The following is a 15687-nucleotide window of genomic DNA, read 5'->3' on the forward strand; positions in this document are numbered from 1 at the left end:
TTTTTTGATCAATACATGATGCGGAGTTTACTCCGGTTTTAGTGCTACAGATACCTCCTTGTGATCGGCCCCAGTCTGCCCGGCAATACTTTTTATTTTTTTCAGGCGTGCCCGGCTAAAAAGCGCATACAGTCCAATTGCGATATAGCAGGGCACTACGATCCAGTAGGCCAGCTTCGGATCAAATACATCCGATAATCTTCCGTACAAAAGCGGAACCAGCGCCCCTCCGGCGATGGCCATGATCAGCAGGGCAGACCCCGTTTTGGTATGCCGGCCCAGACCGGTGATCGCCAGCGGCCAGATCGACGGCCACATCAGCGAATTTGCCAGTCCGAGTAACGCAATAAAAACCACCGACACCACACCGGTGGTATGGATGGCGGCCAGTGAAAAAATGATGCCCAGCACCGCAGACACCGTCAATGCCTGTACCTGGGAGCAATACCGGGGTATACAAATAATGCCGATGATATAACCGATCAGCATACAAAACAATGTAAAGGAAGAAAAGAATTTGGCCGTATTCAATGCGATCCCCGTCCAGGCACCATAACTGATGATCGTGTTCCCCGCGATCACCTCCACACCCACATACAGGAACAGTGTTACTACGCCCAGCAACAATTGCGGATATTGCAGCACGCTCTTTCTATCCGGCTGTGCGGATGCAGCATTTTCTTCGGCCTTTTCCTCTTCCGGTTCCGGCAAGGAGATCTTATAAAACCAGATACTCAATAGCAGCAGCGCGGCAGCGATGATACCATAGGGCAGCATCACTTTTGATGCCAGTGCATTTAACGCCGCTTCTTTCTCCATCGTGCCCAGTGCTTCCACCTGTGTTTTAACGGCATCTGCATCATCCAGCACGATCTTGCCCAGGATATAGGGGGCGAGGATTCCGGCAAAACCGTTACAGATCCCCATGATGCTCATCCTTCTGGCAGCGCTCTCTGCCGGGCCCAATACCGTCACATAAGGATTCGCAGCTGTTTGCAGTATGGCCAGTCCGGCCCCCTGTACAAAAAGACCTGCCAGGAAAAAGGGATAGGTCCGGTATAAGGCCCCGGGAATAAACAGCAGGGATCCGCACATCATGATAAACAAGCCCAATGAGATCCCTTTTTTAAATCCGGTGTATTTTAAGATCCATCCCCCGGGAAGCGCCATTACGAAATAAGAAATATAAAAAGCAAAGGAGACCAGCTGCGCCTGAAAATTATTAAGCTCGCAGGCAAGCTGCAGATACGGGATCAGTACCGAACAGACCCAGGTGATAAATCCGAAAATAAAGAATAACACGCCGATGCTGATGATCGGTTTATTTGATTGCTGTTCCATTAGTTGATTGCATTCATTTTTTTCACACCCTCCATGATAACATCGAAAACATTTTCCGGAAAGAAGCCGGGCTGGCCATACCAGTAAAACGAATCAAACCCTTCGTAGGTCCCGGCCCTTATATGCTTGTATGTGGGCAGATAGCTGTCCACACTGTTGCAATAACCTGCTACGGTCACCAGCTTTCCGGGGTACATTTTTTTTATGCCCAGACTGTAATCGGTAACCACTTCCCGGGAAAGACCCACCAGGTTCCAGTTCCCGATATGGATCGTTTGCACATACACCGGCATAACCGCGGGCACTTTACCGGCATCCAGTTTTTGCAACATCAGGTCGGCCCAGCGTTTATTTTTTTCTATCCCCACATTCCCGGTCTGGTTGTTGGCCTCCCTGAACCGCAGCAGCGAGTCCCGGGAGGGAAGTTTTACGGGAAATTCAATAGTAGATTGTTTTGATTGAAGACCACCACTGACAATGGTTCCGGTTTGTTCCAGTAATGTATGAATAGCTCCGGCCAGCTTTTCAGCAGTAACTGCCGGATCATTGTCTGCCGGGTTGATATCCCCCGCGCATCCCTGTATAAAAATGCTGTTATCGATACCATATTTTTTTTGCAGCAGCTCACGTGTTATGGAAGGATAGTTACCGCTGAGCTTAAGGAATCCTGTGGCCTGGTTATTAAACACCGGGTGACAGCCTACCAGAAATAATACGGTTTGTTTTCCGGTCTGCCGGCTCACGATCTTCAATACATCCAGGTCATCATCATAACTGGCCACTTCGCGGCTTAATGAACGGTTGACCCCGATCGGCGCCTTTCCACGCAGAAAGGTAATTGTTGAAGGCTGCATTCGTTTTAAAGCATCCCCTGCGGCCTGCAGCACCGCCTTCTGCACCACTCCGTAAAGAAAAAGGGTATCGGGTTTTTGAAGATGCGGCGACCAGGTACTGTAATCCTGTGCCGACGGACCGAAATGCGTATGGGAGGCATTGATCAGGATATCTGCTTCGGGTATCTGATACTTCGCGGCGATCTCCCGTTTAATCCGGTTGGTAAAAGAACCGTCGACACCGCAAAGGTCCAGTGCTGCAAGGATGATCTTACGGTTGCCCTGTCCGATGGCCAATGCCGTTGTCCGCAGGTTGTGCTCGGTATTCTGCCTGCTGTAGTACAGTTTACCTTCCGACAACCCGATCAGGCGCTTGTGCGCAATGGCAAGAGCGGAGATCTTTATGTCATACCCGTTATTATCGAACCGTGCGATCTTGGTCCATATACCCGGATGGCCGGTATCAATGCGGTAAAGTTCGTCTGCCGCTGTAAGACCGATGAGGCGCCCTGAAGACACCACCAGCTGTTTCAGGCCCTGCAGCCGGCTGAAAAAAGTCCAGGCCCCGGCAGCGCCCTGCAATGACCGGTAGTATACACCGCCGTCGGTTGTAAGGCCATACAAACCTGCGGCTGTGGCCGTAACGGACACCAGTTCCAAACTGTTCTTAAGCAGCCGGAATCGCGGGTTGGCGCTTATTGCAGCCTGGTATAACAATCCCGCATCCGACAAAACAAAGAGTGCGGTATTGTTTGCAGCGATGGCGGTAAAATGTTTATCAGCAGCTATGGATCGCCAGCGCAGGGGCTGATCGCTGTAAGCCGCCGACAATAACACTCCTTTTTCATCCAATGCAAACAGCTGCCGGTCATTTCCTGCTATCGCAGCAATATTTTCCGGCTGATCCAGCGCGATCCATTCCAGTGAGAACCGCCCCTCACCAGGTGCACCATAACCGGCCAGCGCTATTGAAAACAGCTCTTCGGACGGCTCGATCGACGCACTGCCATAGCCCACCCTGTAAGTTGTTTGCGCTGCCGGATTGTTCACAAAGAACAGGAGCGCTGCCCAGACCAGTAAATATTGTTTGTACTCCTTCATTACGAAATGTTTTTATTACCCGTAGCTATTGTTTTGAACCTTCGCGCAATTGCAGCAGTGCCTTTTTCACACTTCCGTTGGACAGAAGCAGCGCTTTTGCTTCCTCATAATTATCAATGCCTGCTTTTTTCATCAGTATTTTAACCGCTCTGTCGGTTATTTTATCATTGATCAGCTTTACATTGACCATGCTGTTGTCTTCCACACGGCCCAGCCGGATCATTACTGTTGTTGAGATCATATCAAACAACATCTTCTGTGCCGTACCGCATTTCATCCGGGTGCTTCCGGTGATGAATTCCGGTCCGGTAATGACCTCCACCGGCCATTTTGCCTGTGCTGCAACCGGTGACCCGGGATTGCTCACAATACAGCCGGTTCCCGCACCAAGGCGGCCTGCTTCCTTTAACCCTGCCAGAACAAAAGGGGTTGTTCCGCTGGCAGAAATCCCCAACACAAAATCATTTGCAGAAATGCCTGCCTTCCGGATCTGCTCCAGCGCATCCGCTACATCATCTTCCTTTTCTTCCAGTGCCAGCACCAGCTTGTCTACGCCTCCCGCCAGGATCACATTCACACGGTCTGGTTCTATGCCATAGGTAGTGGGAAGTTCGATGGCATCCAGCACCGATAACCGGCCACCACTGCCCGCACCGAGGTAGAACATTCTCCCCCCTCCTTTTAGCGTACGCACGATTTCTTTTATCAGTTCCGTAACCTGCGGCAGTGCCTTTTCTATGGCCCCGGCTACTTTGGCATCTTCCTGGTTGATCCAGGTAACGAGTTCTTCAACGGAGCGGTTTTCCAGGTTATTGTAAAGAGAAGGCTGTTCTGTAATACGATTCATACATTTTATTTTTTAAAAGCGTTTTTCAAATACTGTCTGATGGATTCATTAAAATTTTGCTGCGATATTTTAAGGCTTGTTTAGTAATTTTTCCATTTCATTTATATTTCTTCAATTCGCAATACCCGTCAGGCGCTCCTTCAGTGGCTGAAGCAGCGGAAGACCGCTTTCCGGTTTGTCGAGATAGAAGTATGCCGTTGCGGAATAGTTATCCTTTCTAAAGAAATTCACCCATCCATTGGGAAAATGGCTGTCGGTCAGCGCCGGCGGCTGCTTCATAGCTGCCAGGTTCCATTGCTTTCCGTAATCGGAAGCCGTTACGGATACCGGAATTAAAGCCGCTCCCTTTTTAAAGATACTACGGACACCCGCCAGGTTATCTCCCCCCATTTGCTGAACCGATACCCTGCAGTTATTCTTAAAATAAACCGGATCGGGAACATGGTAGCGGTAAAATGTCCAGCACCTGCTTTTTTCATCCGCCGACAGGCAACCGGTATAATCATTCACAAATGTTCCCTGCCCCCATCCTGTCCCCAGATAGTCTTCAGTACCCGTTCCCACGAGGCTGGGATAAGTATGATCCCCATCCAGATAAATTTTCACCTCGCCTTCACCCCACCAGCTGTTCCCATAGCTGCTGTCCGTTATAATTCCGAAATTCGCCCCCAGGAAGCGTCCCTGGCCCTGTATCTCAGGGAGGACCGCAAAGTCATCCCCCAATGAAGTATGCACATTGTTACTCCAGAAAGTATGAAAATACAGGGCTCCCTTCTCCAGTGATTTCACTTTGAGAAAATTCACATCAAAGAAAAGGGTTTGTACAGCTGGGGACTCATTGGTGAGCACGATCCTTGCTTCTTTTTTAAATGGCATAGGGATAAAGCAATTAAAAGATTTTCCTTCCGCCTCCGAGAAAAAAGCATTCTGGAATGCCGTCATCCTGCCCAGGCCCATACCAAAAAAATCGCCCAGCGGCGCACTAACAGCCGGACGTTCGGCGCCATCCCAGTAGATATCGATACGTACCGATCGCAGTGTCCTTGGCGAACGATCGGCAATGGTCATCCATATCCGTTTAATAATACCGGTAGTATGCACATTGAACAGCTCCTTACTTTGTCCCGGTTGTATATTATCCCAGGCATGTCCCTTGGCTCCGTTATTCTCTTTGCCGCCCTGTCCCTTTTTGCCCGTAGGGTTTTCAAAACTCACCCAGGAGGTTTCCGTATCTTCAGGAAACTGAAACAGCTCCTGCCCCGATAACAGCAAGGGAAAAAATGCGATAAAGCATACTATATATTTTTTCATTGTTCAAGGTTTAAACGGCTGTTTTCTTTTTTGAATGCATCCGGGTCCTGTTAAAGCGGCCAGAAACCTGCCGGGTTGAATTTATAGCGGTACAGATCGCCATTGGCTTCCAGGCACAGCAGATCGGTACCGGACACGATGATCTTTTCGAACCGGTTCCAGCCGGAACCCACCGTATTAGGCGAACCGATGATCCCGTCATCCGTTATGGGATACTGGACCAGTTCCCCGTTTTCCTTCACCGCCAGTAATGAGTTGCCGTAAGCAAGGATCTGTTTAAAAATATTCCAGCCCGTGCCGATGACCGCGATCCGTCCGAAATCCCAGTTACCATCGGGGTTCAGCGGGTAGCGTGTGAGCTCCCCATTGCCACCGCGTGCAATAACAAGGTTCTTAAATGTAAACAATTCCAGCGCACCACCCCAGCCCCAGCCGATCACCCGGACACCGGAAGGATCAATGACACCATCCGGGCTAATGGGAAATTGCTGTATATCCTGGCCCCCGTCCTTAAACCGCGTCAGGAGTTTTGTCTGATTAAAGTATACGATCGCATTGAACGCATCGAAGCCGGTACCTAATGTGGCAGGCGCCTGATTAAATACGCCTGTTTCATCCGGCGTATACATCAGCAGGTTTGCAGACACTTTGTCGGCCAGCAAAAAACGCGCTCCGAAATCGATGATCACGGACCCGGCGGCCGTTCCCAGTGAAGCCGCTTTTACCCGCGGCACCTGTCCCTGTACATAGGAGCCGGTGATCTTAAAATAGGCGCAGTTCTGGGCAGTATCCAGGATCCCCTCCTGACCGGCACCCTTTGTGATCATAACAGGAAGCAGGTATGATACAAACGGTTCAAGGATGCCTGCCTTACGGATCAGGATCGCAACCGGAGCGGTGCTGTTGGAACCGGGGCGGATGACGGCGGCCTCATTTTGTATGGCATATCCTTCTGCCGGCATTGCCTGAAATGAAGTCCCGTTCAGCTGGTTGTACCGGTCCACCAGCGCAGGATCCACCTTAACCGTCAGCTGAATTTCAGCACCGGCGGGATATACACCGCCTAAAAACCCGTTCACCAGGATGGTGTCGGGGGCGTCGGTAAGCTGCACTCTTTTCTCAATAAGCCCCCGGGTGGCCTGCGGCATATAGATCTTTCCGTACTGGTGCAGATCGGATACATCGGTATGAAGTATGACCTCCTTGCTGCAGCCGGTAACGAGCAGCAGGATCAGAATAAGATGCGGAAAAAGCAAACGCATGTATTGCAGATTTAAATGTTTTAATTACCAGTACGGGCTTTGTAAAAGGTTGGGATTTTTATCGATCTCCGATTGTGGTATCGGGAACAGGTAATGCTTCGGCGCCTGGAATACCCGCGTCTCCACCACAACGCGCTTATAAAAACTTTCATCATTCAGCGCCGTGCCGGTTGTAATATTCATACCATATACGGGGCCGCCTTCCGTTTGCGCCGCGATCTTCCAGCGATGGCAGTCGAAATACCGGTGGGTTTCAAAGGAAAGCTCGATACGGCGCTCATGGCGGATCTTTTCCCGCATCGCTTCTTTCGACAATCCGCCCGGCAATGCAGGCAGACCGGCCCGGTCCCTTATCTTATTTACAAAAACATACACATCGTTCACCGGTCCCTGTGCTTCGTTAAGCGCCTCGGCATAGTCCAGGTATAGTTCCGCCAGCCGGAAAAAGATCCAGGTCTTTAAAGAAAATTTTCCCTGGCTGATATTCACGGTTGGATCAACCGCCTTTTTTAACAGATACCCGGTCGTGTTATAATCCCTTCCGCCGCGGTACTGACCATCTGCGCCCGAATACCAGATCTCCAGCCGGCGGTCGATAAAATAGCCGCCGTTGAAATTGATGCTGGCGTAAAAGCGGGGCTCACGATTGGTGTACATCATACGTACTCCTTTTAACCAGCGTCCTTCCGGATCATCCGCCACGGCAAAACCAGCTTCCACATAACCCGAAGCTGGATCAATTTTTGGTGAACCATCGGTATTATAACCGGTGATGGGTGCCTTACCATCCTGCATTTCATAGGCGTCCACCATTTGCTGCGTGGGATTATAACCGTTCCAGCCTCCCTTGCTTCCGGGGAAAGCACATTTTTCCGTAACACCGTCCACACCACAGTTCCGCGCAAACAATACTTCTGTATTGTGATTTTCCAGGAACAGCTGCTGGTAATTCTTTATCGGATCAGGATACTTACGGAACAACTCATAACCCGCCGCCTCGCATTTATCGATGCATTCTTTAGCCGCTTCGGCAGCCACGGCCCACCGGTTGTCATCCTGCTGCTGGGTAAAAAGTCTTACACCGTCCTTGTCCACCACATTGCGGTAATCCGGGTTGCCGTTCCAGAGCGGACTTGCCGTATATAATAACAGTCTTGCCTTAAGCGCCAGTGCGGCCGCAGCAGTTGCCCTTCCGATGTCGCGGTCGTCTGTTAATTTAATCGGCAAAACCGTAACCGCAGTATCACATTCCTTAACAATGAAATCAACACACTCATCCCAGGTATTGCGTTTGAACCGGGTAAAATCATCGGTGAGCGCTACCGGTTCTTTTACCAGAGGAACCCCTCCATAGATCCGTATCAAAGTAAAATAATAAAAGGCCCGTAAGAACCGTGCTTCCCCGATCCACCGGTTCTTCTGAGCTTGTGTAAACACCGCATCCAGCGGGGTAATGGGAATGTTCTTTAAAAATATATTGCATTTGCGGATGCCTTCAAACATGTTCTTCCAATGCTGCCCTGCTACATTGTAAGGATTCCAGGCGCCTTTATTCATCAGCTTTTCAAACTTTTCCGGCCAGGGAATGTTGAGCTCATCCGATGCGATAACATAGGGGTTGGGCGAGGTACCCAGGTAATCTGTAAAGTACAATTCATTACCCATAGATGCATACGCATCGGTTAAAAAAGCCTCCGCATAATTTCTTTTCTTAAATGCCTCTTCTATGGTGATCGATTCATCCGGCTGCTTATCCAGGAAGCTTTTTTTACAGGCGCCGAGCAGTCCGATCAGACAAAGAACAACAACAAAACGTATTTTCATAATCAGAAATTGAGCCGTTATTTAAAATCAACCTGTATACCGAAATTCACCGAACGCTGCAGGGGATAACTGAACGTGCCGTCGGTCGCTTCCGGATCCATAAATTTGATATGATCCCAGGTAAACAGGTTGGTGCCATTGATAAAATACCGGATCGCTTTAAACATGCTGCTTTCGCTTTTTACCGGCTGGTTGTACCCGATCTCGGCATTCCGGAAACGCAGGTAATTGCCATTGCGGATCCATTTATCGGACAGGACAAAATTGTTCGGATTGTTTCCCACATCCACGGCGGGGTATAAGGCATCCGGCGTTTCCGGTGTCCAGCGGTTGTCATAATATTCCCTTGTGATGTTGCCCACACCCACACCATCATAAAAAGGAAACATCGAGATGCCGCCTATATACAGACTGGTATTGGCAGCCCCGGTGAAATAGGCGCTCAGGTCAAAATTTTTGTACCCGATGGTACCTCCAAAGCCAAATGTCATTTCCGGCAGTCGCGGATTGCCGATGGGGATGCGGTCGTAGGCATCAATGACCCCGTCTCCGTTGATGTCCTTGTATTTGATATCGCCCGGACGCACCGGGCCAAATGTCTGAAGGGGACTCATAGCGATGTCCGCCGCATCTTTGAAATACCCGTTGGATACAAATCCCAGGGATTGGCCGAGCCGCAGGCCTCTTGTTTCCAAATAAGGATACGGGGGAATGGCGGTGGCATTTTCGATCACTTTATTCCGGGCATAGGTAAGGTTGACACGCGCGTTGTAAAACCACCCGGAAGCGGAGCTGTTCTTAAACTCAAGCAAGCCGTCGATCCCCTTGTTCTTAACGATCCCCAGGTTGGCATTGGGTATCGACCAGGGATAGAAACCGGTGATGTCCGGTACGGTGGCCCGCTGTAGCAAGATGCCGGTGCGGTATTCATGAAACGCATCCACCTGCAGGGTGAGCTTATTGTCAAACAGCCCCAGGTCAAGGCCGATATTGGTTTTGCGGGCGCGCTCCCAGGTCACATCCGGATTACCGATCTGGTTTTCTTCCATGCCTCTGTATAGTTGCTGGTCGCGGCCGAAATAATAGGATTGTCCATCCAGTTTTGTTGTGGTCAGGAACAGGAAACGCGCTCCGCCGATCTGGTCGTTGCCTACAATACCATAAGAGGCCCTGATTTTTAGCTGGTTGATGAATTTCACCTTCCAGAATTTTTCATTGGAGATGATCCATCCTCCCGAAACAGCCGGAAACAGGCCAAAGCGTTTTCCTTTTGGAAAATTTTCCGTTCCGTTATAACCGAGATCTCCCTCCAGTAAATAACGGTTATCGTACGCATAATTCACGCGCGCCGCTACCCCCTGCTTCCGGTAAGGAAGATTAAAGAGCGAGCTGCCTGCTGTAAGATTTACATAGTCGGTCTGGTTGTAGATCACCATGGCACCCACATCATGCAGATTGAACCGCCTGTTGTAATTCACCTGTCCTTCCAGATAGATCGAGCGGTTAGCATTCTGCGACAAACTGTAAGTCATAGCCTGTTCTTCACGGAACGGATTGGAATAAATATCATTGCCGTCGTCATCCTTACCCAGGTATTGCTTTACTTCAAATCCCTTATACCGCACATTGCTGGTAGTACTGTTCCTGTCGTAGGAAAAAAGCCCGCGCACTTTTAATCCCGGTGTTACCAGTTCCGACAGGTCCCAGGTGGCATTAAAGGTGGATTGCTGTGTATTCAGGTCCTGCATGGTATAGCCACTCTGGGTGGCCCTTGCCCAAGGGTTAAAACCGATATAGGTAGCGGAGCCGCCCGGTGACCCATCCGGGTTTTGTATGGGATAAGCGATCGGCGAAATGATGCGGATGGCATTAAAGATATCCGGGGCTCCAAACCCGGGATAGTTCCCTTTCTGAATGATGCCCGCCAGTCCCAGTTGTATGATGAAGTTCTTAAAAACGTTGATGTCTACATTGCTGCGGAAATTGTACCGGTTGATCCGGGTATTGGTATTGTATTCGTTCTCCGGATCTGTGTGGTACAGCCCGTCCTGCAGGGTATACCCTACATTCACATAATATTTTATGATATCCGATCCGCCGGTGATACTGAGGTTATTGATCGTTTGCCAGGTATTGGTCTTTAACACCGCATCCAGCCAGTTTGAATTCGGATAGAGATAGGGATCAGAGCCGTCTTTGAATTTTTGCAGTTCTTCGGGTTTCCAACGTGCAACAAGCCCGTTGTTGGCGGCCGCTTCATTCCAGAGGCCGGCATACTCATATCCGCTGATAAATTCAGGAAAGCGCAGGGCATGCAGGGTTGCCGCTTCTGCCCTGAAAGATACCTGCGGTCTTCCGGTCTGTCCTCTTTTAGTGGTGATGATAATGACACCATTGGCGCCGCGAAGGCCGTATACCGCGGTTGCCGTGGCATCTTTCAAAATAGTGAAGCTTTCCACTTCCTGCGCGTTGATCTGGTTCATATTCCGCTCCACCCCATCCACCAGTATCAGCGGGGCATTGTTTCCAAAGGTGGCCAGCCCCCGGATGAATACCTGAGCGGCATCATACCCCGGTTCGCCGGATGCCTGCCGGGTAATGATACCGGGCATCTTTCCTGCAATGGCATTGGACAGGGAGGGGGTGGAAAATTTCTGGATCTCTTTCACCGCCAACGTGGATACGGCCCCCGTTACGGCCACCTTTTTCTGCTGTCCGAACCCGACCACCACCACTTCGTTCAGGTTATCTACAATGCGCGTCAGGGTCACCTGCAGGATCTTCTGATCCTTCACCGGAACTGCTGTTTCTTTATAACCAATACTGCTAATGATCAATACATCACTGGTGCCGGCTTCGATCTGGAATACGCCTTCCTTATCGGATACCACCGACCGGGATGCGCCTTCTACGGTAACCGTAGCCCCTTCGATCTTATTACCCTGATCATCCAGCACCTTGCCGCTGATCATTCCCGCAGCGGGATCAACCTGCGATACTGCGGTTTTTGGTACTGCGATTAACGCAAATATCAGCAAAATAATAAACGGCGGCACAGCGACAGATCTTAATAACATATGCAAATCATGGCTTAATTAAGTAAAAACAGTCATTACATCAACAGCAAGCGTCAACCAAAAATAATCATTTTGCGCATATAAGCAAATAAAAAACGCAAAAAAAATTATTACAGGCATCCATTCTATGATTTACAGGCATTTGAGAACAGGAATTTCTGAGAAACTGCACTTTTTGCTTACTCAAATCAGCAAAATTCTGCATTTTTGTGGTTGTTATGTTAAAAGAGGAAAGACAAAAGCTGATCATGAAGGAGATCAACCTTCATAATAAGGTGTTATCGACCGATCTGAGCGTGATGCTGGGCGTATCGGAGGATACGGTAAGAAGGGATATGAAAGACCTGGCGGATACCGGCAAGATCATCAAAGTGCATGGCGGCGCCATCAATAAGTCGCTGGTGTCGTCTTTCTCTGTTGATAACGAGGTATACGCCAAAGAGGCCAAACAGATCATTGCACAAAAAGCGCTTTCCCTGCTCAAAAACGATATGGTGGTGTTGTGCGAAGGCGGTACCACCTTGCAGGAACTGACTTATGTGATACCCGAAAATCTCAAGCTGACCATATTTACGGTAAGTCCGCAGGTCGCCATCCTGCTTTCGCGCCATGCCAACCTGGAAGTGATCACCATCGGGGGAAGGTTAAATAAAAACGGGAATGTCCATGTGGGTGCCACCGTCATCAATCAGCTGAATGCCATCAAGGCCGACCTCTGCCTGATGGGGGTCAATGCCCTTTCGGCCGAAGGCCTGACCGATATCGATTGGGAAGCGGTGCAGGTCAACAAAGCCATGATCGAGAACTCGAGGAAGACCGCCCTGCTGACCATCTCCGAAAAACTGAATGTTTCCAAACGCTTCAAGGTATCGGAGCTGGATGAGATCCACTACCTGATCACCGAGCTGGAGCCGGGGGATCAGCAATTGGCAGTTTACCGGGATGCCGGCATCCGGATCCAGTAAGGCAGCAGGAGAACAAGGTTCAACTGCCTGCTGTACGCACTGCATCCAACCATTATCCGGTTGATATTACCGCACACATCTGCGCAAACAATCGGGTATTCTGAACCGTTCCAGATCAAAAGAGCAGATCAGATCCCGCCTGGTATTTCCAATTATATCTCGTTTCCGATAAACTGCACGGTATTGCTTTGCAAAGCGCCGCTGGAGGTATATTCGATCCTGTACAATACACCGCCCGCTGCATCGAGGGCATTTGTGCCAGACAACGTTGCTGTGCCTTCCTGCACAAACACTCCGTTTGCATTAAATCTTCCCGAAATAACAGTTCCAAAACTACCGTTGCTGAACTGGAACCAGGTATCATAAACCGCATATACCAGCAGGTACGTTTTCATATCCAGAACAAACCCTATGGAATTAGTGCTTGTCTGGCAATTGATCCCGACACCGGTTGTCTGGATTTGCTGGTTTTTTTGCTGAAGGGAATAATTATTGCTTACATTGAAAGCTGCAAAATCTTCCGGTCTTACGCGGGCCACATCAACAGACGCGGCCACCAGTCCTTTTATGATACGCCGGTTCTTATCGGTGAACCACTGGTTGTTGTACCATTTTTCCTGCAGATCCCATGTATACACGCCGTGATCGATCTCCGCAGGAATGGTGGTATGGTCGATGAAATATTTGCTTGTGGCCAGATCATAGATATTATAAGCTCCGCCTGCCGCCGCTGCTGCAAGGATCAGGCTGGGTGCGTTTCCGTAACTTCCTTTGTTTTCTGCAACCAACGCATAGTTCCCCGGGATGGATGCATAGGCCATGACTTCATTTTTTAGCGCTTTCAGATTTTCTTTATAAGAATCCACCCCGATAAAGTCGATGCCATCAAGATCAAACACATCTTTGGGTTTGGCATTTGTTGCTTCAGGATAGGGATTGATAAGGTCTCCCCCTATCAGGTTGGTCCGGGTGGCAACTTTATAGCTGCTGTTCTTTACTGCTTTGCCAATCTCGTTCAGTGCATTCAGGGTCATATTCCATGCCCGCTCCTTTGTTAACGCTGTTCCGTCACGATACTTAAGCTGTTTTTGGGTTAACCGCCAACGTACCAGGGCATCCGGCTCATTATGGATCTGTGCGGTTATTACAGGATGTTTTTCTCCGTTCGCTGCATCCCATGTCCGGATATGATCAAACAAGCGCGTTACGGCATTCACTTCTTTTTCAAGCACCCAGGTATCATCAAGTATCATCGTATACTGATAGCCATAATAATCCCAGAACCATCCTTCATCATTACGCCAGAATCGCTTCGTGGAATCATTCAGTACATATTGGGGTACCAGGTAAGAAAAGGAATCTCCAACCATATTCGTACTGAACCACAGGAGTTCCAGCTTCAGATTGTATTTGTTGGCATAGTACAAAATGCGATCTACGATCGTAAAATCGAGACTGTCTGCTGTCTTTTCGATCATATTCCATGCCACAGGCACCTGTACACAATTAACACCGAGGTCCCTGGCTTTTATAAAATAATTTTCAACATCATTTAATGTCAGCTGGTCACAATTCAGCAAGGCATCCAGCCGTATCTGTGCCCCAAACAGCGGAAAGGGAACTCCGTCAACAGAAAGGTAGGTCTTGCCATTTGCTGTCATAAGTTTACTCACTTCCAGCTGCGGCAGCGTGGTCAATGAATGATTGTTTGCTGCTGATTCCGGAGGGACAATCTGAGCGATATTATTGGAGCATCCCGAAAAGAGCAGGCCAGACTGATACACTAAAATGAAAGCTGCCGTAACTGATATAAATTTTTTCATTGTAACAGGTTTTATTTGTTAAGTATTCCATCCGCTGTCTCTGTCAGAAACAGGATGATCGTTCTATTGTTATCAGGGTGTCGTATTGTTTAAAAATGACAGATACAATAAAGGAAGCGCCCGCTGGAACGCCTTTTCATTTTCTTCAGGGTCGGATCTGTAATAGATCCATTTGTTAGCGGGATGGTCCACGATCCTGAAATCAAATGCCCCATTATCAAAGACCGTCAACCGGCAGGGGCGCATTGCATAGCTGATCACGGTATCTGCCGGTTTCACCAATGTCCCCGGCAGGATGTGATAATCACCCGCGGGGTCTCTGACCAGCACCCGTCCGGATACATTCAGCCATACGGCGGTCTCCCATACATGATGTGTTTCCTGTGGAAATGAGAACTCCTCTTTACCATCAAGGACACGCAGAAAATCGAACCGTGCCTTCGGATTAAAAACCATTCCCAGGTAATTTTTCAGGGGAGCTGCCATCTGATGAATGAATTCAAGACTTTTCAATTTCCAGTAGGTGTTGTAATGATCCGTCTCAAAAACACCTTTTTTCCCGGCACAGGGATAAACGGATAGTGGCAGGTCGGAGGTCAGCAGCCGTCTGAACGCCAGGGTATCCAGGGCCACGTTCCATTCGCCTCCGGGAATTTTATTCCAGCGGCCTTCTTCACGAACGGATCTCTTATAGGAAGAGTTGCCCCCCGAAAGATGGATCATGCGCACTTTTTTCTTAAAAAGCTCCGGGGCCCTGTTATAGGCAACGGCGGGGATCCTGGCAGAACCGAAAGAAAGGATATCCACCGGTGTGCTGCTTTCCTGCAGTATTTTAATAAGCAGCTGCACGCCCTGCTGCTGAAAAGCCGGGAGATCGGTCATTTTATCACCGGGCGTTCTCATGGGAAGCATTGGTCCCACACCATAAGGCACTGCCCGGTTAAAGATGTAATTCAGCTGCGTTACAGGAATAATACCCGGTTCCCGGGGTCCTCCCCGCTGGTGAAACAAATTAAAGACAAAGGAAGAGTCCTTTCTGAAATCCTCGGTTGCATCCAGTAGCACAGCTTTCAGATCGATCTCGGGCAACGCATACCCCATGATCAGATCAAAATTATCCCCCGGATCCTGTGCCGGGTAATACAGATCTGTTACCACAACCACAGGGATCTTCTTTCCCGCAGGATGATCACACCCAGCGCGCGCTGCCATTCCCGGAAAGGGACCGGTCAGCAACCAAAGGAAATAAAAAGCAGCCCATTTTCTTTTCATGATACATATTATTTAAAATAAACCCGGCGAT

10 protein-coding genes are annotated in these 15687 nt (G+C 49.3%); 1 reads left to right on the forward strand and 9 read right to left on the reverse strand.

Annotated features, from left to right (window positions below; all coding sequences use genetic code 11):
* Window positions 1-27 precede the first annotated feature (27 nt).
* From K7B07_RS08190 to K7B07_RS08220, 7 genes are all read right to left on the reverse strand, one after another.
* Entirely contained in the window at window positions 28-1341 is a 1314-nt protein-coding gene (locus K7B07_RS08190; RefSeq protein ID WP_223708830.1) for a sugar MFS transporter, read from the reverse strand.
* The gene (locus tag K7B07_RS08195; RefSeq protein WP_223708832.1) at window positions 1341-3275 is read right to left on the reverse strand and encodes a hypothetical protein; all 1935 of its coding nucleotides are present in this window, start codon (window positions 3273-3275) and stop codon (window positions 1341-1343) included. Before K7B07_RS08195 ends, K7B07_RS08190 begins: the two co-directional genes overlap by 1 nt.
* A 25-nt stretch (window positions 3276-3300) precedes the next feature.
* Window positions 3301-4122 (reverse strand): N-acetylmuramic acid 6-phosphate etherase, encoded by an 822-nt coding sequence (locus K7B07_RS08200; RefSeq protein WP_223708834.1) that lies wholly within the window; start codon window positions 4120-4122, stop codon window positions 3301-3303.
* Window positions 4123-4233: 111 nt separating this feature from the next.
* Complete coding sequence (locus K7B07_RS08205; RefSeq protein WP_223708836.1) at window positions 4234-5433, reverse strand: glycoside hydrolase family 172 protein; 1200 nt, start codon at window positions 5431-5433, stop codon at window positions 4234-4236.
* 50 nt (window positions 5434-5483) lie between these two features.
* A complete protein-coding gene (locus K7B07_RS08210; protein ID WP_223708838.1) occupies window positions 5484-6695 on the reverse strand; it encodes a BT_3987 domain-containing protein in 1212 nt (403 codons plus the stop codon).
* Window positions 6696-6719: 24 nt separating this feature from the next.
* On the reverse strand, window positions 6720-8519 hold the full coding sequence (locus tag K7B07_RS08215) for a RagB/SusD family nutrient uptake outer membrane protein (RefSeq protein ID WP_223708840.1): 1800 nt from the start codon (window positions 8517-8519) through the stop codon (window positions 6720-6722).
* A gap of 17 nt (window positions 8520-8536) precedes the next feature.
* Window positions 8537-11596, reverse strand: coding sequence for a SusC/RagA family TonB-linked outer membrane protein (locus K7B07_RS08220; protein ID WP_223708841.1), 3060 nt, complete (start codon window positions 11594-11596; stop codon window positions 8537-8539).
* 218 nt (window positions 11597-11814) lie between these two features.
* Between K7B07_RS08220 and K7B07_RS08225 the strand changes: the two genes are divergently transcribed.
* Window positions 11815-12561, forward strand: a complete 747-nt coding sequence (locus K7B07_RS08225; RefSeq protein WP_262903499.1) for a DeoR/GlpR family DNA-binding transcription regulator — start codon at window positions 11815-11817, stop codon at window positions 12559-12561.
* Between the two features lie 152 nt (window positions 12562-12713).
* Here the strand turns inward: K7B07_RS08225 and K7B07_RS08230 are convergent, their stop codons facing one another.
* Window positions 12714-14384 (reverse strand): DUF4978 domain-containing protein, encoded by a 1671-nt coding sequence (locus tag K7B07_RS08230; RefSeq protein WP_223708845.1) that lies wholly within the window; start codon window positions 14382-14384, stop codon window positions 12714-12716.
* Window positions 14385-14456: 72 nt separating this feature from the next.
* Window positions 14457-15656 (reverse strand): nucleoside hydrolase, encoded by a 1200-nt coding sequence (locus K7B07_RS08235; protein WP_223708847.1) that lies wholly within the window; start codon window positions 15654-15656, stop codon window positions 14457-14459.
* Window positions 15657-15687: the final 31 nt, after the last annotated feature.

It is taken from the genome of Niabella beijingensis (assembly GCF_020034665.1).
Lineage (GTDB): Bacteria > Bacteroidota > Bacteroidia > Chitinophagales > Chitinophagaceae > Niabella > Niabella beijingensis.